Genomic DNA, 22319 nt, shown 5'->3' on the forward strand with positions numbered 1-22319 from the left:
CGAATCTATTGCCGCACCGCGGCAGCTGAGACGCGCCACCGTCGTCAAGACTAGTTCATCAGACGCATGCCGCCCCGCTGCTGTCGTGAGCCTGATCAACTCGGCCAAGCTCTACAGAGCGAGGGGGCTAGCGGCTATGCTCTCCGTTCATCAAGCGCGAAGGTGATCCAGTGGCAACCCCTGAACTGATCCAGTCTTGGGCACGAACCGAAGCCTTCCTACGCGAGGCGAGAACTGCGCTGCCTGCAGACGTTGCTGCCGAGTTCTCTTCACAGCTTGAACAGTTCGTTGAATTCCTCGCGCACAACGAGCTTAGCTTGGCCTTCGACACGCTGCTCGGCATTGTGGAGGACGCTCACTGCGCGGTTCCGCCCCTCATCCAACCGCTTCTCTTGGCTGCAAGCAACATGGGCCTGGAGCAACAGCGGCAGTCGCTCGCTAAGCAGCTCGCATCTCTCACAAACTGACTCCTGCAGTCGGTCAAGGCGAGATCCCCGGACGCATACAGAAAATCGGCCTTTCCCTCACAGGTTGACTATTCATGCTCCGTGACCTCTGCATATTCGATTCGCACGCTGTTGAGCTGGCCGACGCCATCGATGCATGCAATGACCACATCCTTGAAATGAGACTCGACGAGTCGGATATTGTGTCCGTGAACGTCCTTCCTCTGACGCCCACCGCGGTCGCCGAAGGAGTAAATGCCGGCGTGCCACCGCGTGTTCGCGTCGTCATGGTCTATTGGCAATACGTGCCGCTTGGGTGACTGGGTCGGCCCTGGCGCGCTGAAGAGGATGGGCTCAGTCATACTGGGTCTTTCGAAGGGAGATGCCATGCCGAGCAGAGTCGAGAACATGGTGCAAACGGAGACGGGGCCGCGTCACGTGATGCAGGGCACCTATCTGGGCGTCCGCGTCGAGGTGGTTGCTGGCTACGACATTGAGACGGACGGATGGCTGTTTCACATCTACGTGAGTAGAAGCAGCGGGCAAACGGACCGTCTGAGCGATCTTCCGACCAAGTACTGGGCGAGGAGCTTGGACAGTGCTTTCGACCAGGGGTTCGAACTGGCGGTACGACACTTGACGCCGAACGAAGACGCCTCGGAGAAAGGGGCGTAGCTCGCCCAGTCTGAAGAGGATGGGGCGCTCTTTCATACTGTGGTCTCCACCAGAGAGGCTTCTCCTTGCATCCGTTCTTTACGCCGTACCGCGGTCACGCGATCTTTGCCATTCCAGCGGGTCTCGGAGACGGTCCGTTCTCTGCGCTCTACTCTTGCTGGCGGCACGAGCCAGCCAGCAGCAACTATCAGGCCGTCCTTCAGGGCTCCGAAAAGGGCACGTATGCAACGCAAGAGGCTGCCTACCAGGCAGCCTTGACCGCGGCAAAGCTGGCCTTGGACCAATTGCTGGACAAGTAGTGTCCTCACATCGGCACCCCGTTCCACACGCGGCCAACCGCTGACCGAAGCTTTGCGCTTGCGCAGCCTCAACGGGTATCCTCTTTCCATGGCAAGCAGGCGAGAGCTTTTGCTAGTGATTGGTGCAGTCGCGTCGATGCATGCCGGCGCGCAAAGTTCTGTCCGGCGCATCAGCATGTTACTTCCGGGGTCACAGCACACCTTCGGCCACCTTGTCGATGCGTTTCGAAGCGCGCTACGCGGACTCGGATACCGGGAGGGCCACGATATTGTTGTTGAGCAGCACTATCTGGACGGAGACTTCTCCAGGCTCCCTGCTCTCGCAGAAGAAATTGTTCAGAAGGGACCTGTCGTCATCGTGGTGAGCTCCACACCTGTGGCGCTGGCTATGAAGCAGGCCACGCAGACGCTTCCAATCGTCATCGCGAACGGTGGGGGCTTGGTCGAGTCCGGACTTGTTGGGAGCCTTGCCAGACCTGGAGGCAACGTGACGGGGATGTCGAGCCTGACAGAGGGTCTAATTCAGAAGCAACTTTCGCTGCTCCTGGATTTCGCGCCCACCGTACGACGCATCGGTGTCGTTCGCCGAATCAAAGATCCGGTGGCGAATACCTTCCAACGTGAAGCCGAGGAGGCGGCAAAGAAGTTTGGCGTCAAGATTCTGCCTCTCATGCTTGGTGGAGCAGATGACCTGGAGCGTCTACAAAGAATGATTGACGAAGTCAGACCCGATGGATTGATAGTATTTCCCGATCCAGTGCTGGTCGCGGCTCGCGAAAGAGTTGTTGCCGTCGTCACTGCCTCCAAACTTCCCGCTATCTATCCGTTTCGGGAGTACACGGTCAGCGGGGGAATGATCAGCTACGGAGTGAACATCGGGGCAAACTACCGTCAAGCGGCGACGTATGTTGATCGCATCATGAAGGGTGAGAAGCCAGGTGACCTACCCATCCAACAGCCAACAAGATTCGAGCTGGTTGTAAATAGGAGGGCCGTTCGGCGCGCTGGAATGGCAATTTCGCCCTCACTCATGATTCGCATCGACGAACTGGTCGAGTGAGCAATGAGCAGCTGCCTACTCAGCCCGCCAGCCGTATCCAGGATCTGTTGCCGCATCGCTGGTCGAACCAGCACGCGCGCTTCACCAGCTCGACAGCGCCTGGATCAGCCTTGCCTTGAGGTCAGGGTTCGCAAAGCTTGCTTCGATCGAGTTGCGCGCCAGTGCCCGCAGGTCGTCATCCGACCAACCAAAGGCCTTGCTGCATAGCGCGTACTCTCCCTCCAGGCTGGCACCCAGCAAGACTGGATCGTCCGTATTGATGGACACCACGGCGCCGGCATGGCGCAGGCGATCGATCGGGTGATCCTCGATGGAGGCATACACACCCAGTTTGAGATTGGAAGTCGGGCAGATGGCAAGGGGTATCTGTCGATCGACCAGCAGTTCGACCAGTTCGGGGTCCTCGATCGCTCGCACGCCATGGTCGATGCGATCGGCACCCAGCAGTTCGATGGCGTCCCGCACGCCCTCGGGGCCGCTGGACTCGCCCGCATGCACGGTGCGGCGCAGCCCCGCTTGGCCAGCGCGGCGAAACGCCTCTGCGAAACGTGGGCCGGTGCGTCCGGCAGCAGCTTCGTTGCCATCGATGGAGAGCGCCACGACGCGCGGATGCCGCAGCGCGATCAGCGTATCGACCAGTTCGGCCGCGGCGTCCGAAGATTGCGTGCGCAGCAGACTGATGCACAAGCCCACTGGCGGAAGACCGTCCTGCTCCGCGGCGCTGAAGCCGGCATCGATCGCGTCGATCATCTCGGGCAGTCGGCCGTGCCACGCCTTCCAGTGGGTCGGATTGACGATTACGTCCGCGTAGCCTGCACCGCTGTCGGCGAGCCGCTTGCTGAAGCCGTAGCTCAGTTCTGCAAGGCGTTCGCGTGTCGACGCCAGACCGCAAGCCCAGTCGAGGAAGTGCAGGAAGTCAGCCAGGCCTGTGAACTCGAACAAGCGATCGGGAGGCCTGGGCATGGCCACGCCCGCCCGCGCTGCCCATTGCTCCAGAACCAGCGGTTCGAAGCAGCCTTCGAGATGAGCATGGACCTCGGCCTTCGGCAGGGCACGCAGTCGGTCAATGTGAGAGGTCTGCGGAGTGGACATGGGGACTCGCTTGTGTGTGCACGTGGGGGCGCCAACCGCCAGTCTCGCGCAACGACAGCGCAACGTCATACGCCGGCGCGCATATCCAGTATTTGCCGTGGCTGCCTAGTCACGGGTCCGAGACGGGATAGCCGGACGCTTACGCCCGTTCGCTGAAGCCCGAGCGGCGCAACAGACGCCCGACACCCGGCGGCGAGACCGTGATCAGGTGCCGGCCGCCCGTCCGGTGCAGGGCCCGCCCGCAGCAGCGCGACGACCAGCGGCGAGGCGAGGGCCGCTCGCGCCGTCGCGCTCGGGATCGAACGCGGCAAAGCGCGACAGCTCCTACACCCGCGCGCTGCGTGGCGGCGGGTGACCTCCCATCAATTGCGGAAACACCTTGCCCCGCAGCGCGGTACTACCTGAGAGGTGGGGTGGCGCGCGACGTCGGCGGGTGCCATGTACCGGCACGTGTGTGCATGCCATGCAACACGCCCGGGGCGCAGGCGATGCCGTCCTCGCACGGCATGCAAGCGTTGAGGCGCCGGGGGCGGCGGCGGACGATCGGTTCACCCAACCACCGAGTGAACCATGCGCGATTTGTCTTCTTCCACCAACGTGCCCGAGCGGGCTGGCGCCAGCGCCGATGCGCTTGACACCGTCGATACGACCGGGACTGTCGAGATGCGCGGGCCGCCCGGGACGCCCGAGACGCCCGAGATGTCGGAGCGGGTCGATGTCTCGGGTGCGGCTGCCCGGTCGCGTGCGGTGCATGTGTCGGAGGCCCTGCGCGCGGCGCTTGCACCGGCGCCGGCCGCTGTCGTCGGTCCCGGGCACCGCGTGGGCCGTCGCCTGCTGCTGGAGGTCGGGCTGGCCGGGGCCGTCGTCGTGGGCGCCGCCGTCTTCATGCGCCCGGCGCGTGCGCAGGCCGCCCAGGGCGCCTCGTGGCCCAGCAAGCCGGTGCGGCTGGTGGTGGGTTTCGGCGGCGGCTCGTCGCCCGACCTGGTCGCCCGTGCGCTGGCCGAGTCCTTGTCCAAGGAACTGGGCCAGCCGGTCATCGTCGACAACCACACGGGTGCCAGCGGCAACATCGCCGCCGCCATCGTGGCCAAGTCCACCGACCAGCACACGTTGGGCATCCTGATCAACGGCAACATGACGACGGCCAAGCTGCTGAACCCGGCCACGCCGTACGACCCGCAGAAGGACCTGGCGCCCATTAACCTGCTGTGCACCGCGCCTCTGGTGCTCGCCGCGCCGGCGGACGCGCCCGGTCGGGGCGGGGTGGAGTTCCTCGCGGCGGCGCGCGAGGCCGGCGATCGCTGGAGCTACGGCTCGCCCGGCATGGGCACGATCGGCCACCTGGGCATGGAGCTGCTCAAGACCCGCACCGGGATCGCGCCGGTGCACGTGCCCTATCAGGGCAACCCGCAGGTGGTCAATGCCATGCTCTCGGGGCAGATCCACCTGGCGCTGCTGCCGCCGGGCCTCGCACAGGCGCAGGTGCAGACGGGCAAGCTGCGGGCGATCGGCGTGACCTCGACCACGCGCAGCCCCCTGGCGCCGCTGGTGCCCCCGCTTCAGGAACTGGGGGCGCGCGATTTCCGGCTGGAGATCTGGACGGCGGTCGCCGGCCCGGCCACCCTGCCGGCCGCCCTGGTGCAGCGCCTGTCGCTGCTGCTGACCGGGATCGTGCACCGCCCGGAGGTGCGCGAGAAGCTCTTCCAGCAGGGCTACCAGGCGGCGGGCATCCCTGCCGACGACTTCGCCAAGCGGCTGCGCCAGGACACGGCGCAGGTGCGCGCACTGATCGATTCGGGCGCGGTGAAGGTGGAGTGAGCGCCATGGCGAATACTCTTTCCTCGGCGCCGCCGCAGTCGGACATGTCGGCGCAGCTGCAGGTCTTGCGCGGCGAACTCGACGCCATCGACCAGCGTCTGCTGGAGCTGGTGCGCGAGCGCCTGGAATGCTGCTGCCGCATCGGCCACTGGAAGAAGCAGCACGGCGTGCCCATGATGCAGCCCGCGCGCATCGGCGTGGTGCAGGAGCGGGCGGCCGCCTTCGCGATGGCCCATGGCCTGAGCGGCGAGCTCCTGCGCCGGCTGTACGCACTCATCATCGAGGAGACCTGCCGCCTGGAGGACGCGATCATCGGTGCGCAGGGGGCGGATGACGGCAGCCCGGCGCGCGGCTGATCCCGGGGCGCGCGACGGTTTCCATGGCTGCATTCGGTGCTCCGGTCCTTCTCCTCGTGCGGGCGGGTGCCGCGCGGTGAGTCGGCGCAGCGTCGCCTCGCCGTTCCCCACGGCGCGCAAGCTGCGGTTGCCCGAGGGGCTGTACCGGCCGCGCGAGAACGCCACGCCGCCGCGCAGCGAGGCGGCGCGACGCCTGGGCGAGCAGGTGAAGGCGCTGCGGGTGGCGGCAGGCCTGTCCGGTGGTGCGTTGGCGCGCGAGAGCGGGGTGTCGCGCTCCATGATCTCGCGCATCGAGCGGGGGACGGCCTCGCCTTCCATCGAGACGCTCGAGCGCCTGGCGAGCGGACTCGGTGCGCCGCTGTCGCGCCTGTTCTCCGACCAGGCCGAGCGCTTCGACTTCTCCTATGTGCCGGCGGGCGGCGGCCTGGTGGTCGAACGGGTGGGCGTGGCCGCCGGCTACCGCTACGAGCTGGTCGGGCACCTGCTGTCGGGCAATCTGTTTGTGGAGCCCTACCTGGTGCAACTGGCGCCGCAGGCGCAGCCCTACACCAGCTTTCAGCATCCGGGAGTCAAACTGCTGTATGTGGTCTCGGGCCGGCTGCGCTACCGCTACGGCACAAGGGCGGTCGTGCTCGGGCGCGGCGACACGCTGATGTTCGACGCCACGGCGCTGCACGGCGTGGAGCACATCGAGGACGGGCCGGTGGCCTACCTGTCGATCGTTTTCACGGTAAGGAGCTGAGGCGCATGCGCTGCGGGAAGCGCGGCGGGTCCTTCATACTGGCCGTCGTTGCGTGCGCGTGGCCGTGCCAGGGCTGCACCGCATCGAGTTTTGTTGTGACGAGGTAACCGGCATGCTGAGATTCCTGACCCTGGGCCCCAAGGGCGGCAACCACGGTTTCGTGCTGCGGCGCTACCTGGCGGCGCACGGCCTACGCTTGCAGGAGCGGGCCATCATCGGCTATGTCCAGGATTTCCACGACGGGGCAGGGCAGGTCATGGCCGGGGAGGCGGATTTCCTGTTGCAGTGCGCCGTCCATCCGGCCGCGCCGGAGATCACCGGCCGGTACCGCAATTCGCTCTTCGTGGTGGATGCCTTCGTCTCGCCCAGCCAGCCGATGGCGCTGCTGCGTTCCACGCACCCGGCGGCTGCTGAAGGTGAGGCGCATGACGCCGTGGGCCTGCAGCCGGCCACCGAACACTACGTCGACCTTTCGCGGTGGCCGAACCGAGTTTTCGAGCCCACGGTCTCGAAGGTCGGTGAGGGGTTGCTGTGCGGGCGGTATGCGGCAGGCATTGCTTTCGAGTCACTGGCCCGCGACTACCCCGATCGGTTGCAGATAGTGCAGCCCATCGGCGCGGTGTGCGATGCGTGGATCGTCTACGGGCCGCGCCCTGTGGACCGCGGCCAGACCCTGGTGTGGACGTCGAGTCCTGCTGCGGCGTTGTTCAAGGAGATCGATGACGACGCAGTTGCCAATCGCCGTTGAGGCTTGGCAAGGGGGCGCTGCTCCAGAGGGACTCTACGTGCGGGGCAGATGCATTGCTGCGTTGATGAAGTCGGATTGACCTTGCCCCATGGGTCGCGCTGCGAAAAGGACCCATTGAGAAAGCAAGCGTGCAGGCTTCATGAAGCCAATGCGTCGAGAAGTCATATCAACGTATGCGTCAGCCCGTGGAAACCAAGCAACGTGCTCCATGCGCATGGCAACCAGCGGCGACAGTCTTGAAGCGACATCGCGGGCGATGCTCGAATCGGCGCGAGTCGTCAAAAAGCGGCATCTAGCCGCAGACCTTGCGATCCTTGGAGACTCGAAATTCGCATCGAGATCCTTGTTGCCGGAGCGTGTGTGCACCAACCGTTTGAGCGACAACCATGGTCTGCCGCCTGTCGTTGGACTTGGAAGCAATTCATCATGACCTCTATTCATGGGGCAACCACATGGACGCGTCTCAGTTGCCGGAGCGCCTGGAAGTCGAAGATTGGCAGGTGCTGGTTTACCTCAGCTGGGACTGGCCCGAGCGGCGCTACGCAGGTAGGGCCGAATTGTTTCAAGCGGGCACTTTGAAGTGCCGAATCGCCTTGAGAGGAGAGTTCGAAGTGGCTGATGAAGCGACCGATGCCTTGCGACGCAAATCCAAGGCATTCATCGACGACTGGCGACGGCGCGAACACCTCTCGGACAGTGAATTCAGCGAACTGTAGAGCGAGCGGGGGGACTGGGCTATTTGCTGCCCTGGCCCCGGCTCGTCGGCCGGGCGGGCGGAAGATTGAGTGCCCGCAACATTCCCGCGCCGCTGCCGACGATCAAGAGGATCCCGATCCAGGCCATCCGGTCGGGGGTGTCGTTCCACAGCAGATAGCCCAGCAGCAAGGCCCACACGATGGCACTGTACCGAAAGGGCGCGACCGCCGACAGGTCGGCGCGGCGGGTGGCGGCGATGACCGCGTAGTTGCCGATGGCGGTGAAGACCGCCGCGCCCGCGATCCAGGCCAGCGCGTTCGTGGTCGCGGGAGACCGCCAGGGCTCGGCGGCGGCCATGAGTCCGCCCGCCGCCGTGACCGCCGCGGTGGTGAGCACGGCCAGAAGCAGGGAAGGCACTTGTGTCGGCACGCGCCGGTTCACCCATTCGCGCGCGGCCAGGGAGGCGGTGCAGGCGAGGGCCAGCAGCAGGCCGGGGCCGCTGCCCGGGTCGCTGGATTGCGCCGCGGGCTGCAGCACCATCAACACGCCGGCGAAGCCCAGGGCGGTGGCAACGATGCGGCCCATGCGCCGTGGCTCCATGCCGCTGGCCATGCTCAGCGCCGTGACGATCAGGGGCGCGCTCATCATGAGGGCGGTGACGGTGGCCAGCGGGATGCGGGCCAGGGCCAGGACGGAGGTGAGGGCGGTGCTGACTTCCAGCAGGACCCGCAGGCCCACGATGGGGCGCAGGCCGGCGCGCCAGGTGGCAAGGGCCCGCGCGGGGATGGCCAGGGCGAGCACGATGGCGCTGGCGCAGACCCCGCGCAGCAGGAGGATCTGGCCGGCCGTGCAGTGCGGCGCCGCGAGCTTGATGAGCGCGTCGTTGGCCACGTAGCAGGCCATGGCCAGCAGCATCAGCGCGATGCCGCGCCGGTTCTCAGTGGGCGCGGCCATCGGGCGGCGGCGCGGTGTCGTGTCCAGGCACGGCGGGCAGGGCGCCGCTGGCGCGCAGCGCCTCCACCTGGGCGCGCACCTTGAGCTGCACCTCCTGGACCTCGGCGTCCGGGTCGGACATCGCCACAATCGCGCCGCCCGCGCCGATGGAGACTTCCTGGCCATCACAGACGATGGTGCGGATCACGATGTTGAGCTTGGCCTGGCCGTCCAGCGAAAGGAAGCCCAGGCTGCCGGAATAAATGCCGCGCGGGCCGGCCTCCAGACCGTCGAGGATGCGCATCGTGCGCACCTTGGGCGCGCCGGTCATCGAGCCCCCCGGAAAGGTGGCCCGCACAACGTCGATGATGGACAGGTCCTCGCGCAGCCGTCCGCGGATGGTGCTCACGAGCTGGTGGACCGTCGCGAAGGACTCGACATGGAACAGGCGCGGCACGTGCACGCTGCCGACCTCGCACACGCGGGTGAGGTCGTTGCGCAGCAGGTCCACAATCATCAGGTTCTCCGCCAGCGTCTTCTCGTCCTCGGTGAGGAACTGGGCGTTGAGCGCGTCCTGCTCGGGTGTCGCGCCGCGCGCCGTGGTGCCCTTGATCGGCTTGGACTCCAGGGTGCGGTCCGCCGACAGCTGCAGGAACAGCTCGGGCGAGGCGCACAGCACTTCCAGATTCCCCGCCTTGAGGTAGGCCGCGAAGGGCGCCGGGTTGCGCTGGCGCAGCCACCGGTAGGCGGCCAGCGTGTCGATGCGCCCCGCGCCGCGCAGCTGGTTGGTCAGGCACACCTCGTAGGTCTCGCCCTGCACGATCTCCTGCTGGCAGCGCAAGATGAGCTCGCGGTAGCGCTCGAGCTCGATGCGCCAGTTCAGGTCCGCCAGCGGCGCGTTGGCGTCGGGCGGCGCCGGCGGTGGCGGAACCGCCAGCGCGGGCTGCTGCAGGCGCTCGCGCATCTGCGCCATCCACTGCGCGTTGGCGGGCGACAAGGGCCCTTCGTCCAGGCACAGCAGCCAGGCTTCGCATTCGCTGTGGTCGAAGGCGACCAGGCGGTCGGCGAAGAGCCACAGCGCGTCGGGCGTCGTGGCCGGGTGCGCGGCCTCGCCCTGCAGCTCGCCCTTGAGCTCGTAGCCGAAGTAGCCCACGTAGCCGCCGACGAACTCGAAGGGCCAGGCGCCGGTGGGGACCGAGCGGCGCGTGAGACCCGAGGCCAGGTGGTCGAGCACGCTCTCGTCGGTGGTGCTGGCGAGCGACGGCTGGGCGTACCGCTGCACTTGCAGCTCGCGCGGCGCGGTGCGGTAGCGCAGCACCTCGGCCGCCGGGCCGCGCGCATCGCCCATGTAGGAAAAGCGCCCCTGAGGCTGCTGGTGCGCGCTGCTGTCCAGCCAGAAGGCAGCGTCCGCGTCGGCGAAGCACTGCGTGAATACGGCCTCTGGATCCGGAAAGCCGTCCAGCCGATGCACATGCAGGCTGAGGCGGATGGTGGTCTCGCCGCCCGACTCATGGTGGGGCGCGCGGCTCGGGAAATCGTCCCCGCCGGCCGCGTCGCGGTGGCGGGCGAGCCACTCGCGACTGAGCTGCGTGAAGTTGGCCAAGAGGCGCGCCCCGAACTCGGTGCACACCGACTCGGGATGGAACTGCACGCCCCACCAGGGCAGGTGGCGGTGGCGCAGCGCCATCAGCGTGCCGTCGGGTGTCCAGGCCAGCTCCTCCAGGTCCGGCGGCAGCCGCGTGGCGGCCAGCGAGTGGTAGCGCACGGCCTGGAAGGGCGACGGGATCCCACGAAAGAGCTCGCTGTCGGTGTGCGAGACCTGGTCCAGGCGCCCGTGCATGGGGCGGCAGGCCAGCTCCACCGTGGCGCCGCAGTAGTGGGCCATGGCCTGGTGGCCCAGGCACACGCCCAGGATGGGCATGTCCGCGTGGCGCAGCGCGTCGGCCGACAGACCCAGGTCGCTGGCGCGCTGCGGGCGCCCCGGGCCCGGCGAGATCACGATGTTGTCGAAGTCCTGGGTGCGCAGCTCCTGCCAGCGGCGCTCGTCGTTGCGCACCACCGTGGGCGCCTGGCCGTTGCTGGCCGCCAGGTACTGGTAGAGGTTGTAGGTGAAGGAGTCGTAGTTGTCGATGAGCAGCGTGCGCATGGCCGGACCTCGGGAGAAGGTGAGGAAACAGGAGGGAAGGTGCGCCGATGGTGGAGTCGCCGCGCGCGGCGTCCAACTACCTGTTTGGGTGGGGACCTGCCGCGCGTGCGCAGGGCAGCCGCCGGCGGTGGCGGCTGGCCCGGCGCGGGCGGGAGGCGGGGCCGGTTGGCCGGTTGGTGGGCCGGTCGGCGGCTAGCCGCCCGATTGCATGAGCTCGACCAGCGTCGCCTCGGGCGCGAGGCGGCAGGCGCGGCACCAGTCCAGGTAGAACAGCACGTCCACGTGGCGCTCGCCGCGCTCGATCTTGGAGACGTGGGACTGGTCCACCTTGAGCCGCTGGCCCAGCTCGAGCTGGGTGAGGCCGGCCAGGCGGCGCAGTTTGCGCAGGTGCCGGCAGAGGGCCTCCTGGCGGCGGCGATGGGCGGTGAGAGTCTGCACGGGCCCGATGTTCGCCGCAGTTGAAGAATAGGCCAAATTGGCATATTCACGCTATCATTCGGTCCTTGAAAAAGGCCAAACTGGCCTTCATGGGACGTGACGATGCAATCCTGGTCGGGGTCTGGCGACGCGGTGCCTGAGCCGGCGGCGTTGGGTGGCGCCCGGCGCGCTCGCGCGGGGTCGCCGCGCGGCGCGGGGGTGCGCGCGCCGTCGCCAACCGAGGGGCGCGCCGCGCCGCAGGGGGTGGATCGGGTCCCTGGCGGGGCGCGGGGTCCGCGCGGGTCGTCCCGGCCGCCGGGGCCGTTCGGGCCGCCCGGGCGGCTGGCGCCACAGCGCTGGCCGGGGGCCTGCGAGGGGCCGGGCGCGCACGGTCCGCGCAGCGGCGAGGCTGGGCGCAAGGCCGGGCGCAAGGCTGGGCGCGAGGAGGGGGGCGGGGAGGGGAGCGAGGAGGGGGGCGGGGAGGGGAGCGCGCCGCCATGAGTCGCCGGGCCGCGCCCCCTTCGCCCTTGCCGACGGCGCGTCGGCCGCGCCTGCCGGCCTCGCTCACGCAGCCGCGCCGTCGCGGGGCCCGGCGGTGAGCGAGGCCGCCCTGCGCCTGGGCGAGGAGGTGCGCGCGCTGCGCATCGCCAGCGGTCGCAGCGCCGCGGCACTCGCGCGCGAGGGGGGCGTGTCCGCCTCCATGCTCTCGCGCATCGAGCGGGGCCTCGTCTCGCCCTCGGTCGACACCCTGGTGCGGCTGGCCGAGGCGCTGCAGGTGCCGCCCTCGCGCTTCTTTTGCCGCAGAAACGGCCGCGCGGACCTGTCCTTCGTGCCGGCCGGCCAGGGTATCCAGATCCGGCGCATGGGCGAGGTGGCCGGCCTGGGCTACGAGCTGCTGGGCCACGTGCTGTCGGGCAACCTGGGGGTGGAGCCCTACCTGGTGCGCCTGGCCCCCGGCGCGCGGCCCTATGCCGACTTCCAGCAGCCGGGCCTGCAGTTCCTCTACCTGCTCGAGGGCGGCCTGCGCTACCGGCACGGCGCCCGGGTGCTGGTGCTCGCCCGGGGCGACGCGCTGCTGTTCGAGGCGCGCGTGCCGCACGGTGTGGAGGCCGTGCTCGCGCACCCCGCCAGCTACCTGCTCGTCACCCTGGCGGCGCGCGACTAGGCCCCGACCTCTTGACCGTGGCGAGGCGTCGCGGCGTGGCGTGGCGTGGCGCGCGCCACGTCGGCCGTGCCACCCGTTCTGATAGTTGGCGCATGCCGATGCACTGCCAATGATGGGTCGCGCGTTCCTCGCATCCGCGTGCGACGTCACAGGTGGTGAGCGCTTGGACCGAACGGTGTGGACCGTAGGTCTGGGTGGATCTGCGACGGGCTGCGCCACGCTGCGACCGCGTGGGTGGGTGCAAACGGCGCCATCGCGAAGACTTCGATGCATGCACCGCTGCAGCTGAAGGAGAGACGCTTCCATGACCCCACCGCGCATCGCCACGCCCCCCACCGGCCTCCTCTACGGCCAGGTGGGGGCCGTGCTGGGCCTGGCGTTCGCCGGCGTCTGGGCGGGCACGCAGTGGACCGCCGGCGCGCTCGGCCACCAGGCGCGCCTGGGCGCCCCCTGGGGGCACGTGGCCGGCGTTGCGGTGTACGCGCCCTGGAAGCTCTTCCAGTGGTGGTACGCCTTCGAGCCCTATGCGCCGGGTGTCTTTCGGATCGGCGGGGTCATCGCCGCCTCGGGGGGCTGGGTGGCGGCACTGGCCGCCGTGGGTCTGTCGCTGCGGCGTGCGCGCCTGCGGCGCGCGGCCACCACCTACGGCTCCGCGCGCTGGGCGCGGCTCGACGAGATCGAGCGCGCGGGCCTGCTGGCGGGGCGCGGGGTGCTGCTGGGCTGCACGGCCGGGCGGCGGGCGCGCTACCTGCGCCACGAGGGACCCGCACACGTGATGGCCTTCGCGCCGACCCGCTCGGGCAAGGGCGTGGGACTGGTGGTGCCCACGCTGCTCACCTGGCCGGCCTCGGCGGTGGTGCACGACATCAAGGGGGAGAACTGGCAGCTCACCGCAGGCTGGCGCGCGCGCTTCTCGCACTGCCTGCTGTTCAACCCCACCGATGCGCGCTCGGCCGCCTACAACCCGCTGCTGGAGGTGCGCCGCGGCGCGCACGAGGTGCGCGACGTGCAGAACATCGCCGACATCCTGGTCGACCCGGAAGGGGCGCTGGAGCGGCGCAACCACTGGGAGAAGACCTCGCACGCGCTGCTGGTGGGCGCCATCTTGCACGTGCTCTACGCCAGCGCCGACAAGACGCTGCGCGGGGTGGCCAACTTCCTGTCCGATCCGGCCTGCCCCTTCGAGGTCGCGCTGCGGCGCATGATGGACACGCCCCACCTCGGCGGGCTCGGCGTGCACCCGGTAGTTGCCTCGGCCGCGCGGGAGCTGCTCAACAAGAGCGACAACGAGCGCTCGGGCGTGCTGTCCACCGCGATGAGCTTTCTGGGGCTGTACCGCGACCCGACGGTGGCCGCGGTCACCTCGCGCTGCGACTGGCGCATCGCCGATCTGATCGCCGCCGAGCATCCGGTGTCGCTGTACCTGGTGGTGCCGCCCTCGGACATCAGCCGCACCAAGCCCCTGATCCGCCTGCTGCTCAACCAGATCGGGCGGCGCCTGACCGAGTCGCTCGATGGCAGCGACGGGATCGCGCGGCGCCACCGCCTGCTACTGATGCTCGACGAATTTCCCGCGCTCGGGCGCCTGGACTTCTTCGAGTCGGCGCTGGCCTTCATGGCGGGCTATGGTCTGCGGGCCTTCCTGATCGCGCAGTCGCTCAACCAGATCGACCGTGCCTACGGGCCGCACCACGCGATCCTCGACAACTGCCACGTGCGGGTGGCCTTCGCGACCAACGACGAGCGCACCGCGCGGCGCATCTCCGATGCGCTGGGCACCGCCACCGAGCTGCGCGCACAGGCCAACTACGCGGGCCACCGGCTCGCGCCCTGGCTGGGCCACCTGATGGTGTCGCGCCAGGAGAGCGCGCGGGCTCTGCTCACGCCCGGCGAGGTGATGCAGCTGCCCGCGCATGAATCCCTGGTGCTGGTGGCTGGGCAGCCGCCCATCCGCGCACGCAAGCTCCGTTACTACGAGGACCGCAACTTCCTGCGGCGCCTGCGCCCGCCCCCGGCGCTTGCCGAGGGTGGCTTCGCGGACCGTCCGCCGCCACGGCCTGACGACTGGAGCGCGCTGCCGGCGCCGCCGCCGCCGCCGGACATGGGCCCGGACGAGGCCTGCGCCGACGCCGCGCCGGGCATGGCGGACGATTGCGGGTGGGTGCGGGAGTTGGAGCTCCAGTCCATCGCCGGGCCCGCGCGGACCGGCGCGCCGGCGCTCGAGCCCTGGGCGAGCGGCGCTCTGGCGGATCGGGCGGCGATCGGCGCGGGGCGGGGCGCCAGCGTGAAGGAGCGCGGACGTGGAGCGCTCGATGGGCGGCGGGCCCCGGATGGGGCCATGGCGTCAACGCGTGGCGACGTGCCGGCCCGGCACATCGCCGGCGATGTCGATGACGGGGTGGCGCTGTGAGCCGCGCGCGCCTGAACATCTTCCTGGAGCCGGACCATGCCAGGCGGCTGCAGGCGCTGGCCGCGCACCGGGGCGTGTCCAAGTCGGCGCTCATCGCCGCGGCTCTGTCCGTCTTCCTGGCCTCGCCCGAGACGCTGGAGCAGCGCGAGCTCACCGTCCTTCGGCGGCTCGATCGCCTGTCGCGCCAGTTCGACCGGCTCGAGCGCGACCAGAACCTGCTGGTGGAGGCCCTGGCCCTCTATGTGCGCATCTACCTGACCCTCTCCCTGCCGGTGCCGCAGGAGGAGCAGGAGGCCGCGCGCGCCCAGGGGCGGGCGCGCTATGCCCAGTACGTGGACCAGCTGGGCCGTCAGCTGCAGCGCGGCCAGAGCCTGGCGCGCGAGCTGGGCGAGGAGCTCGAGGCGGCGGCCGCCGCAGCGACCGTGGGCCGCGGCGCGGCTCGGGCAACGGCGGCGGCCGACATGCCCGACATGCCCGACATGCCCGACATCCCTGGCGCGACCGGAGCGACGGGCACGATGGGTGCGACGCAGGCGCCGCAGACCCCAGCAGAATCGGACGACACCGCCGCGCGCGGGAGGCAGGACCCCCATGGCGCGTGATCCTGACATCGGCCCCGCGCATCCCGGTCCGGCGGCCGCGCAGATGCCGGGGGCTGCGGCCGCCGAGCCGGCGCAGCGGCGCCTGCGCATGCTGCGCACCGCCATGGGCCCGGAGATCGCCGCGGCGCTGGACGACCCGGACGTGGTGGAGGTCCTGCTCAACCCGGACGGCACGCTGTGGGTGGACCGGCTGGGCGCGGGCCGCTCGCCCACCGGCGTATCGCTCGCGCCGCCGGTGGCCGAGCGCATCGTGCGGCTGGTGGCCGCGCACGTGCGCGCCGAGGTGCATGCCGGCCAGCCCATCCTCTCGGCCGAGCTCCCGGAAAGCGGCGAGCGCTTCCTCGGGGTGCTGCCGCCGGTGGTGCGCGCCCCTTCCTTTGCAATCCGCAAGCACGCGCTTCGCGTGCTCACGCTGGACGACTACCAGGCCGACGGCATCCTGAGCGCCCAGCAAGCGGCCTTCTTGCGCGAGGCCGTGCGCGAGCGCTGGAACATCCTCGTGGCCGGCGGCACCAGCACCGGCAAGACCACCTTCGCGAACGCGCTGCTGGCCGAGATCGCTCGCACGCGCGACCGCGTGCTGGTGCTGGAGGACACGCTGGAGCTGCGCTGCCTGTGCGACGACCACGTGAGCATGCGCACCGAACCCGGGGTGGCGACGCTCGCGGACCTGGTGCGCGCCACCTTGCGCCTGCGGCCCGACCGCATCGTGGTGGGCGAAGTGCGCGGCGCCGAGGCGCTGGAGCTGCTCAAGGCCTGGGGCACCGGGCACCCGGGCGGCATCGCCACCGTGCATGCGGGCACGGCCGCGGGCGCGCTCGTGCGGCTGGAGCAGCTGGTGCAGGAGGTGTCGGTGGTGGTGCCGCGCGCGCTGATCGCCGAGGCCGTGCACGTGGTGGTGGTCCTGCACGGGCGCGGTCGCGCGCGCCGCCTGCGCGAGATCGTGCGGGTGACGGGCCACGACGCGCTGGGCTACCACCTGCGCGGCGATCTCACGCGGCCGCAGCCGGACCCGGCGGTGCGGCCGCTTCCTGCCGCGCCAGCGGCACCGTTCGATCCTGATTCAGGGGCACTTCCAGGAGACATGGCATGACGACCTTCATCTGCGGCGCCTGGCGGGCGCGCTTTCGGGCGCACTTTTGCGTGCGCTGGCGCCTTCGCGCGATGCGTCGCGTCCCGCGCAGGCTGCTGCTGTCCGCTGTGCTGCTGGCCCTGGCGGCGCCGGCGCGCGCAGCCGGTTCGAACATGCCTTGGGAGGGCCCCCTGCAGTCCATCCTGGACTCGGTGCAGGGACCGGTGGCGCGCATCGTGGCGGTGATCATCATCATCACCACCGGCCTCACGCTCGCCTTCGGCGACACCTCGGGAGGCTTCAGGCGGCTGATCCAGATCGTCTTTGGCCTGTCGATCGCCTTTGCGGCCTCGTCCTTCTTCCTGGCCTTTTTCAGCTTCAGCGGCGGCGCGGTGCTGACATGAGTGCGTCCATCGATTCCTTCGCGCCGGTGAACGGCTTCGAGATCGCGCTGCACCGCGCGCTCACCGAGCCAATCTTGCTGGGCGGCGCGCCGCGCACTGTGGCGATCGTCAACGGCACTCTGGCCGCCGCCGTGGGCTTGGGCCTGCAGCTGTGGCTGCCGGGCCTGGTGCTGTGGAGCCTGGGGCACACGCTGGCGGTGCGGGGCGCGCGTCTGGACCCGCAGTTCATGCAGGTCTTCGCGCGGCACATCAAGCACCGGCCGCTGCTGGACGCGTGAGGCATCCATGGAAAACCCACCATGTTGAACCTCGCCGAATACCGCAGGCGCCCGGCGCTGCTGGCCGACTGGCTGCCCTGGGCCGGCCTGGTCGCACCCGGGGTCGTGCTCAACAAGGACGGATCGTTCCAGCGCACGGCGCGTTTCAGAGGGCCCGACCTGGACAGCGCCACCCAGGGCGAGCTCGTCGCCACCTCGGCGCGCCTGAACAACGCGCTGCGCCGGCTTGGCTCGGGCTGGGCGCTGTTCGTAGAGGCCGAGCGATGCGAGGCGGCCGGCTATCCCGCTTCGTCGTTCCCGGAGCCGCTGTCCTGGCTGATCGACGAGGAGCGCCGCGCCGCCTTCGAAGAGGATGCCAGCCACTTCGAGAGCCGCTACCACCTGACCCTCCTGTACCTGCCGCCCGAGGAGTCGAAGGCGCGCGCCGCGGGCCTGCTCTACGAGAACGCCGGGATGAACGGCCAGATGAACGGCGGGATGGAGGGGCAGGGTGGCGCGGGCGGGTCGGGTGGATCGAACGGGACGCACTGGCAAGGGCGGCTGGAGGCCTTCGTCTGCGAGACCGAGCGCTTCCTGGGCCTGCTTGAGGGCGTGATGCCCGAGTTAGCCTGGCTCGACGATGCGCAAACCCTGACCTACCTGCACGGCTGCGTGTCCACGCGCCGACATGCGGTGGCCGTGCCCGAGGTGCCGATGCACCTCGATGCGCTGCTGGCCGACGAGCCGCTGACGGGCGGGCTGGCGCCGATGCTCGGGAGACTGCACCTGCGTGTGCTGTCGGTGCGGGGCTTTCCGACCTCGACCTGGCCGGGCCTGCTCGATGACCTGAACCGCCTGGGCTTCGCCTACCGCTGGAGCACGCGCTTCCTGTGTCTGGACAAGGCCGAAGCGCAAAAGGAGCTCGTGCGCCTGCGCCGCCAGTGGTTTGCCAAGCGCAAGAACATCGTCGCGCTGCTGCGCGAGACCCTCTTCCAGCAGGAGAGCCCACTGGTCGACTCCGACGCCTCGAACAAGGCGGCGGACGCCGACGCGGCGCTGCAGGAGCTGGGCAGCGACCAGGTGGCCTTCGGCTACGTGACCGCCACCGTGACGGTGCTCGACGCCGAGGCGGCTGCGGCCGACGAGAAGCTGCGCGCGATCGAGCGCACGATCCAGGGCCGGGGCTTCGTCACGATCCCCGAAACCCTCAACGCGGTCGAGGCCTGGTTGTCGTCGATCCCGGGTCACCCCTACGCGAACGTGCGCCAGCCCATCGTCTCGACCTTGAACCTCGCGCACATGATGCCGGTGTCGGCCGTCTGGGCCGGGCCCGAGCGCAACGCGCATCTCAATGGCCCGCCGCTGATCGTCACGCGCACCGACGGCGCGACGCAATTCCGGCTCGTGACGCACATCGGCGACGTTGGGCATACGCTGGTGGTCGGGCCCACCGGCATGGGCAAGTCGGTGCTGCTCGCCACGCTGGCGCTGCAGTTTCGCCGCTATGCCGGCTCGCGCATCCTGGCCTTCGACATGGGGCGCTCGATGCGCGCCACGATCCTCGGACTGGGGGGCGAGCACTATGAGCTGGGCAGCGATGGGGCGATCGCCTTTCAGCCATTGGCACGCATCGATCAGGAGGGCTATCTCAGCTGGGCGGCCGAGTGGGTCGAGGGCCGCTTGCTGCAGGAAGGCGTGGCCGTTGGCCCGCCGGAAAAGGCCGCGGTCTGGTCGGCCCTCAACAGCCTCGCGAGCGCGCCGGTTGAGCAGCGGACGATGACGGGCCTGTCGGTGCTGCTGCAATCGAACGCCTTGCGCCAGGCCCTGCAACCCTATGTCCTGGGCGGCGCCCACGGCCGCCTGCTCGATGCCGACGTCGATCGCCTCGGCAGCGCATCGGTGCAGGGCTTCGAGATGGAAGATCTGATGCACAGCAAGGCCGCGGTGCTGGCCGTGCTGGGCTATCTCTTCGCGCGCTTCGATGAACGCTTCGATGGTGCGCCGACCCTTCTCATCCTCGACGAGGCCTGGCTGTTCCTCGACGACCCGGTGTTCGCCGCGCGCATCCGTCAGTGGCTCAAGACGCTGCGCAAGAAGAACGTGTCGGTCATTTTCGCGACGCAGAGCCTGGCCGACATCCAGGGCTCCAGCATCGCGCCGGCCATCGTCGAGAGCTGCGCGAGCCGGATCTTCCTGCCCAACCCGCAGGCCACCGAGCCGCAGATCCGGGTGATCTACGAGGGCTTCGGGCTCAACGGCCGGCAGATCGAGATCGTCGCCACGGCGCAGCCAAAGCGCGACTACTACTACCAGTCGAGGCTGGGCAACCGGGTCTTCGAGCTGGGGCTCGGACCGGCGGCGTTGGCCTTTGCAGGTGCGTCCTCGCCGCAGGACCAGCGGGCCATCGATGCCGTCTGCGCTTCTGTACCAACTTTCGGATTTGCGGCCGCCTGGCTACGCCACTGCGGCTTGGACTGGGCCGCCGATCTCATTGCTTCGTTTCCGACTCCATTCCCGTCCATTTCCGCAACCCCGCAGGAGGAATCGCCATGAAGAAGAGTTTGATCGCCGTTGCCGCCGCCGCACTGATCGGCGCCATGCCCGATGCACGCGCGCAGTGGGTCGTGGTCGACCCCGCGAACCTCGCTCAGAACCTCCTGACGGCGGCCAACACGCTGGAGCAGATCAACAACCAGATCAAGCAGCTGCAGAACCAGGCCGAGATGCTCAGGAACCAGACCAGGAACCTTGCAGGCCTGGACTTCAGCGCGCTGTCCGAACTCAAGTCGACCCTGTCGGCGACGAACCGGCTGATCCAGCATGCGCAGGGGCTCGCCTTCAATGTCTCGCGCATGGAGGACGAGTTCAAGCGCCTGTACCCCGAGTCCTTGTCGGCGGCAGTGTCCGGCGCCCAGATGGCCGGCGATGCACGGCAGCGCTGGCGCAATTCGCTCGAAGCCCTGCGCACCGCGACCCAGGTGCAGTCGCAGGCGCTGCAGAACCTGGCATCCGACGAGCAGGCGCTCACGGATCTCGTGAGTCGCAGCCAGTCGGCCACAGGGGCCTTGCAGGCGATGCAGGCGACCAATCAGCTGTTGGCTCTGCAGTCACGCCAGGCGATGCAGGCGCAGCAGTTGCAGATCACGCAGGACCGCGCCGCGGCGCTGGAGCAGGTGCGGCACGTGGCGGTGCAGGAGCGCGCGCGCGAGGTGCGTCGCCGTTTCATGGGCAGCGGCACGCCGTACACGCCCTACAGCGTGAATTTCTACGGCAACTGAGGGGCCTCCATGAAGAATCTTCTCCTCATCATCAGTGCCACCGCAGCCCTGGTGCTCGCCGGCTGCGGCAAGTCCGAGCCGACCCACTCCGCGATCGAGTCCGTCGAATCCCCGGTCGGGAATCCCGAGCGCCTCAGGGAGCTACGAGCGCTGTGCAAGGCCGATCACGCTGGGGTCGGCGACGCGCAGTGCAATGCGGCGGCCGAGGCCATGCGCCGGCGCTTCATGCGCGGCGACAAGTCGCCTTACGCCAGCGACCCGGTCCAGCCGCCAGCAGCACCTGCCTCACCGCCGACCGGCGCAGGCTTGAAGGACTGACGCCATGGATGACGTCGCGATCATCGATCGCTTCCTCGATGTCTTCTCGCGCTACATCGACTCGGGCTTCGGCCTGCTGCGTGGCGAGGTGGCGTTCCTCACGGCCACGCTGGTCGTGATCGACATGACCTTGGCCGGGTTGTTCTGGGCCATGAGCCATGCGGCGGGGCAGGGCGACGACGTGATCGCCCGGCTGATCCGCAAGGTGCTCTACGTGGGAGCGTTCGCGTTCATCATCGGCAACTTCAACCAGCTGGCCGCGGTCCTGTTCCGGTCGTTCGCGGGGCTCGGCTTGGTGGCGTCGGGCTCCAGCCTGACACAGTCGCAGTTTCTGCAGCCCGGCCGGCTCGCGCAGGTCGGCATCGACGCCGGCCGACCGATCATGGAACAGATCAGCGAGATGACGGGTTTCCCCGAAACGTTCGCTCATCTGGACACCATTGCCGTCCTGTTCCTGGCCTGGCTGGTGCTGATCGTGAGCTTCTTCTTGCTCGCGGTGCAACTCTTCGTCACCTTGATCGAGTTCAAGCTGACGACCTTGGCGGGCTTCGTGCTCGTTCCCTTTGCCCTGTGGAACAAGACTGCGTTCCTGGCCGAGAAGGTGCTGGGCAACGTGGTGTCCTCAGGCATCAAGGTGCTGGTGCTGGCCGTGATCGTGGGGATCGGGACGGGCCTGTTCGCCGAGTTCCGCACGCCGGCCGGTGCCGAGCCCTCCATCGACCATGCGCTGACCATCATGCTGGCAGCGCTCGCGATGCTTGGGTTGGGAATCTTCGGGCCCGGGATCGCGACCGGACTAGTGTCGGGCGCGCCACAGCTCGGTGCCGGTGCGGCGGCGGGGACGGCTCTGGGTGCGGCAGGCCTGGCCGTCGCCGGTGGCGCGGCCATGGCGAGTTCGGGTTCGGCCGTCGCCGCGGGGGCTCGCATGGCGCCTGGCGCAGCGCGAGCGGTCATCGTCGGCGGCGCTGCGGCCGCGCGCTCGGCCAGTGGGCTGGCGAGCGGCGCGACGCAGTCGGCCTACGAGGCCGGCGTTGCGGCATCCGGCGGTGGCGGCGTGCGCGCGGCCGGTGCCGGCCTCGCCCATGTCGCGAAAAGCGGAGCAGGGGCTGTCGGCCAGCGCGTCGCGTCCGGTGCCAGGTCGGTCAAGGACCGCGTGGCGAGCTTCGTGGTCGATGCCGCTGCGCCTGCGACTACGGGGAATGCGGCATTTACCGGTGCGGACGAGGCCGGCGCACCGCCTCCCGAGCCTGCATGGGCCAAACAAATGCGCCGCAAGCAGCAACTGAGCCATGCGGCCTCGACGACGGCGCACGTCCTGCGCTCGGGCGACCACGGCGGCAGCGGCACCGGCCCGAGCCTGCACGACAGCTCCAACGCCTGATCCG

At 69.2% G+C, this 22319-nt stretch carries 22 protein-coding genes and 1 pseudogene; 19 read left to right on the forward strand and 4 right to left on the reverse strand.

The annotated features are described in order from the left end of the window. The first annotated feature begins 170 nt into the window (after nt 1–170). The 4 genes from ACIPRI_RS15860 (at nt 171) to ACIPRI_RS15875 (ending at nt 2480) form a co-directional block, all read left to right on the forward strand. Nucleotides 171–467, forward strand: a complete 297-nt coding sequence (locus tag ACIPRI_RS15860) for a hypothetical protein (protein ID WP_446622404.1) — start codon at nt 171–173, stop codon at nt 465–467. Between the two features lie 74 nt (nt 468–541). Next, nucleotides 542–766 (forward strand): hypothetical protein, encoded by a 225-nt coding sequence (locus ACIPRI_RS15865; RefSeq protein WP_446622405.1) that lies wholly within the window; start codon nt 542–544, stop codon nt 764–766. A gap of 67 nt (nt 767–833) precedes the next feature. Next, complete coding sequence (locus ACIPRI_RS15870) at nt 834–1121, forward strand: hypothetical protein (RefSeq protein ID WP_446622406.1); 288 nt, start codon at nt 834–836, stop codon at nt 1119–1121. A gap of 357 nt (nt 1122–1478) precedes the next feature. Further along, nucleotides 1479–2480 (forward strand): ABC transporter substrate-binding protein, encoded by a 1002-nt coding sequence (locus tag ACIPRI_RS15875; RefSeq protein ID WP_446622407.1) that lies wholly within the window; start codon nt 1479–1481, stop codon nt 2478–2480. A gap of 81 nt (nt 2481–2561) precedes the next feature. Here the strand turns inward: ACIPRI_RS15875 and add are convergent, their stop codons facing one another. Beyond that, nucleotides 2562–3572: an adenosine deaminase gene (gene add, locus ACIPRI_RS15880; RefSeq protein WP_446622408.1), complete on the reverse strand. Its 1011-nt coding sequence runs from the start codon at nt 3570–3572 to the stop codon at nt 2562–2564. A 570-nt stretch (nt 3573–4142) separates the two neighbouring features. On the opposite strand from add, the gene ACIPRI_RS15885 reads away from it, so the two are divergent. The 5 genes from ACIPRI_RS15885 to ACIPRI_RS15905 all read left to right on the forward strand — a co-directional run bounded on the left by ACIPRI_RS15885 (nt 4143) and on the right by ACIPRI_RS15905 (nt 7952). Then, nucleotides 4143–5390: a Bug family tripartite tricarboxylate transporter substrate binding protein gene (locus ACIPRI_RS15885; protein ID WP_446622409.1), complete on the forward strand. Its 1248-nt coding sequence runs from the start codon at nt 4143–4145 to the stop codon at nt 5388–5390. 5 nt (nt 5391–5395) lie between these two features. Next, a complete protein-coding gene (locus ACIPRI_RS15890; protein ID WP_446622410.1) occupies nt 5396–5746 on the forward strand; it encodes a chorismate mutase in 351 nt (116 codons plus the stop codon). A 193-nt stretch (nt 5747–5939) separates the two neighbouring features. Next, the gene (locus ACIPRI_RS15895) at nt 5940–6488 is read left to right on the forward strand and encodes a helix-turn-helix domain-containing protein (protein ID WP_446622463.1); all 549 of its coding nucleotides are present in this window, start codon (nt 5940–5942) and stop codon (nt 6486–6488) included. Nucleotides 6489–6600: 112 nt separating this feature from the next. After that, entirely contained in the window at nt 6601–7236 is a 636-nt protein-coding gene (locus ACIPRI_RS15900; RefSeq protein WP_446622411.1) for a hypothetical protein, read from the forward strand. A 386-nt stretch (nt 7237–7622) separates the two neighbouring features. Then, on the forward strand, nt 7623–7952 hold the full coding sequence (locus ACIPRI_RS15905) for a hypothetical protein (RefSeq protein WP_446622412.1): 330 nt from the start codon (nt 7623–7625) through the stop codon (nt 7950–7952). A 19-nt stretch (nt 7953–7971) separates the two neighbouring features. Here ACIPRI_RS15905 and ACIPRI_RS15910 read toward each other — a convergent pair whose 3' ends face one another. The 3 genes from ACIPRI_RS15910 to ACIPRI_RS15920 all read right to left on the reverse strand — a co-directional run bounded on the left by ACIPRI_RS15910 (nt 7972) and on the right by ACIPRI_RS15920 (nt 11449). Further along, nucleotides 7972–8886, reverse strand: coding sequence for a DMT family transporter (locus tag ACIPRI_RS15910; RefSeq protein WP_446622413.1), 915 nt, complete (start codon nt 8884–8886; stop codon nt 7972–7974). Next, the gene (gene pabB, locus ACIPRI_RS15915; protein WP_446622414.1) at nt 8870–11011 is read right to left on the reverse strand and encodes an aminodeoxychorismate synthase component I; all 2142 of its coding nucleotides are present in this window, start codon (nt 11009–11011) and stop codon (nt 8870–8872) included. The genes ACIPRI_RS15910 and pabB overlap by 17 nt, the downstream gene beginning before the upstream one ends. Nucleotides 11012–11203: 192 nt before the next feature. Then, nucleotides 11204–11449 (reverse strand): helix-turn-helix domain-containing protein, encoded by a 246-nt coding sequence (locus ACIPRI_RS15920; RefSeq protein WP_446622415.1) that lies wholly within the window; start codon nt 11447–11449, stop codon nt 11204–11206. Nucleotides 11450–12023: 574 nt separating this feature from the next. Between ACIPRI_RS15920 and ACIPRI_RS15925 the strand changes: the two genes are divergently transcribed. The 10 genes and pseudogenes from ACIPRI_RS15925 (at nt 12024) to trbL (ending at nt 22315) form a co-directional block, all read left to right on the forward strand. Then, on the forward strand, nt 12024–12593 hold the full coding sequence (locus ACIPRI_RS15925) for a helix-turn-helix domain-containing protein (protein ID WP_446622416.1): 570 nt from the start codon (nt 12024–12026) through the stop codon (nt 12591–12593). A 304-nt stretch (nt 12594–12897) separates the two neighbouring features. Further along, on the forward strand, nt 12898–15003 hold the full coding sequence (locus ACIPRI_RS15930; RefSeq protein ID WP_446622417.1) for a conjugal transfer protein TraG: 2106 nt from the start codon (nt 12898–12900) through the stop codon (nt 15001–15003). Continuing rightward, nucleotides 15000–15452: pseudogene (locus tag ACIPRI_RS15935) on the forward strand (CopG family transcriptional regulator); the annotation flags it as partial. The gene ACIPRI_RS15930 and the pseudogene ACIPRI_RS15935, both read left to right, overlap by 4 nt. A gap of 196 nt (nt 15453–15648) precedes the next feature. Continuing rightward, nucleotides 15649–16698 (forward strand): P-type conjugative transfer ATPase TrbB, encoded by a 1050-nt coding sequence (gene trbB, locus ACIPRI_RS15940; protein ID WP_446622464.1) that lies wholly within the window; start codon nt 15649–15651, stop codon nt 16696–16698. A 71-nt stretch (nt 16699–16769) separates the two neighbouring features. After that, entirely contained in the window at nt 16770–17081 is a 312-nt protein-coding gene (locus ACIPRI_RS15945; protein ID WP_446622465.1) for a TrbC/VirB2 family protein, read from the forward strand. Continuing rightward, nucleotides 17078–17359 carry a VirB3 family type IV secretion system protein gene (locus ACIPRI_RS15950; RefSeq protein ID WP_446622418.1) on the forward strand — a complete coding sequence of 94 codons (282 nt, stop codon included), beginning with the start codon at nt 17078–17080 and terminating at the stop codon, nt 17357–17359. The genes ACIPRI_RS15945 and ACIPRI_RS15950 overlap by 4 nt, the downstream gene beginning before the upstream one ends. Before the next feature lie 21 nt (nt 17360–17380). Continuing rightward, a complete protein-coding gene (gene trbE, locus ACIPRI_RS15955; RefSeq protein ID WP_446622419.1) occupies nt 17381–19891 on the forward strand; it encodes a conjugal transfer protein TrbE in 2511 nt (836 codons plus the stop codon). Beyond that, a complete protein-coding gene (gene trbJ, locus ACIPRI_RS15960; protein ID WP_446622420.1) occupies nt 19888–20616 on the forward strand; it encodes a P-type conjugative transfer protein TrbJ in 729 nt (242 codons plus the stop codon). Before trbE ends, trbJ begins: the two co-directional genes overlap by 4 nt. Before the next feature lie 9 nt (nt 20617–20625). Further along, nucleotides 20626–20934 carry an entry exclusion lipoprotein TrbK gene (locus ACIPRI_RS15965; protein WP_446622421.1) on the forward strand — a complete coding sequence of 103 codons (309 nt, stop codon included), beginning with the start codon at nt 20626–20628 and terminating at the stop codon, nt 20932–20934. A 4-nt stretch (nt 20935–20938) separates the two neighbouring features. Beyond that, entirely contained in the window at nt 20939–22315 is a 1377-nt protein-coding gene (gene trbL / locus ACIPRI_RS15970) for a P-type conjugative transfer protein TrbL (protein ID WP_446622422.1), read from the forward strand. Nucleotides 22316–22319 lie beyond the last annotated feature (4 nt).

The organism is Variovorax sp. LARHSF232 (assembly GCF_052871435.1).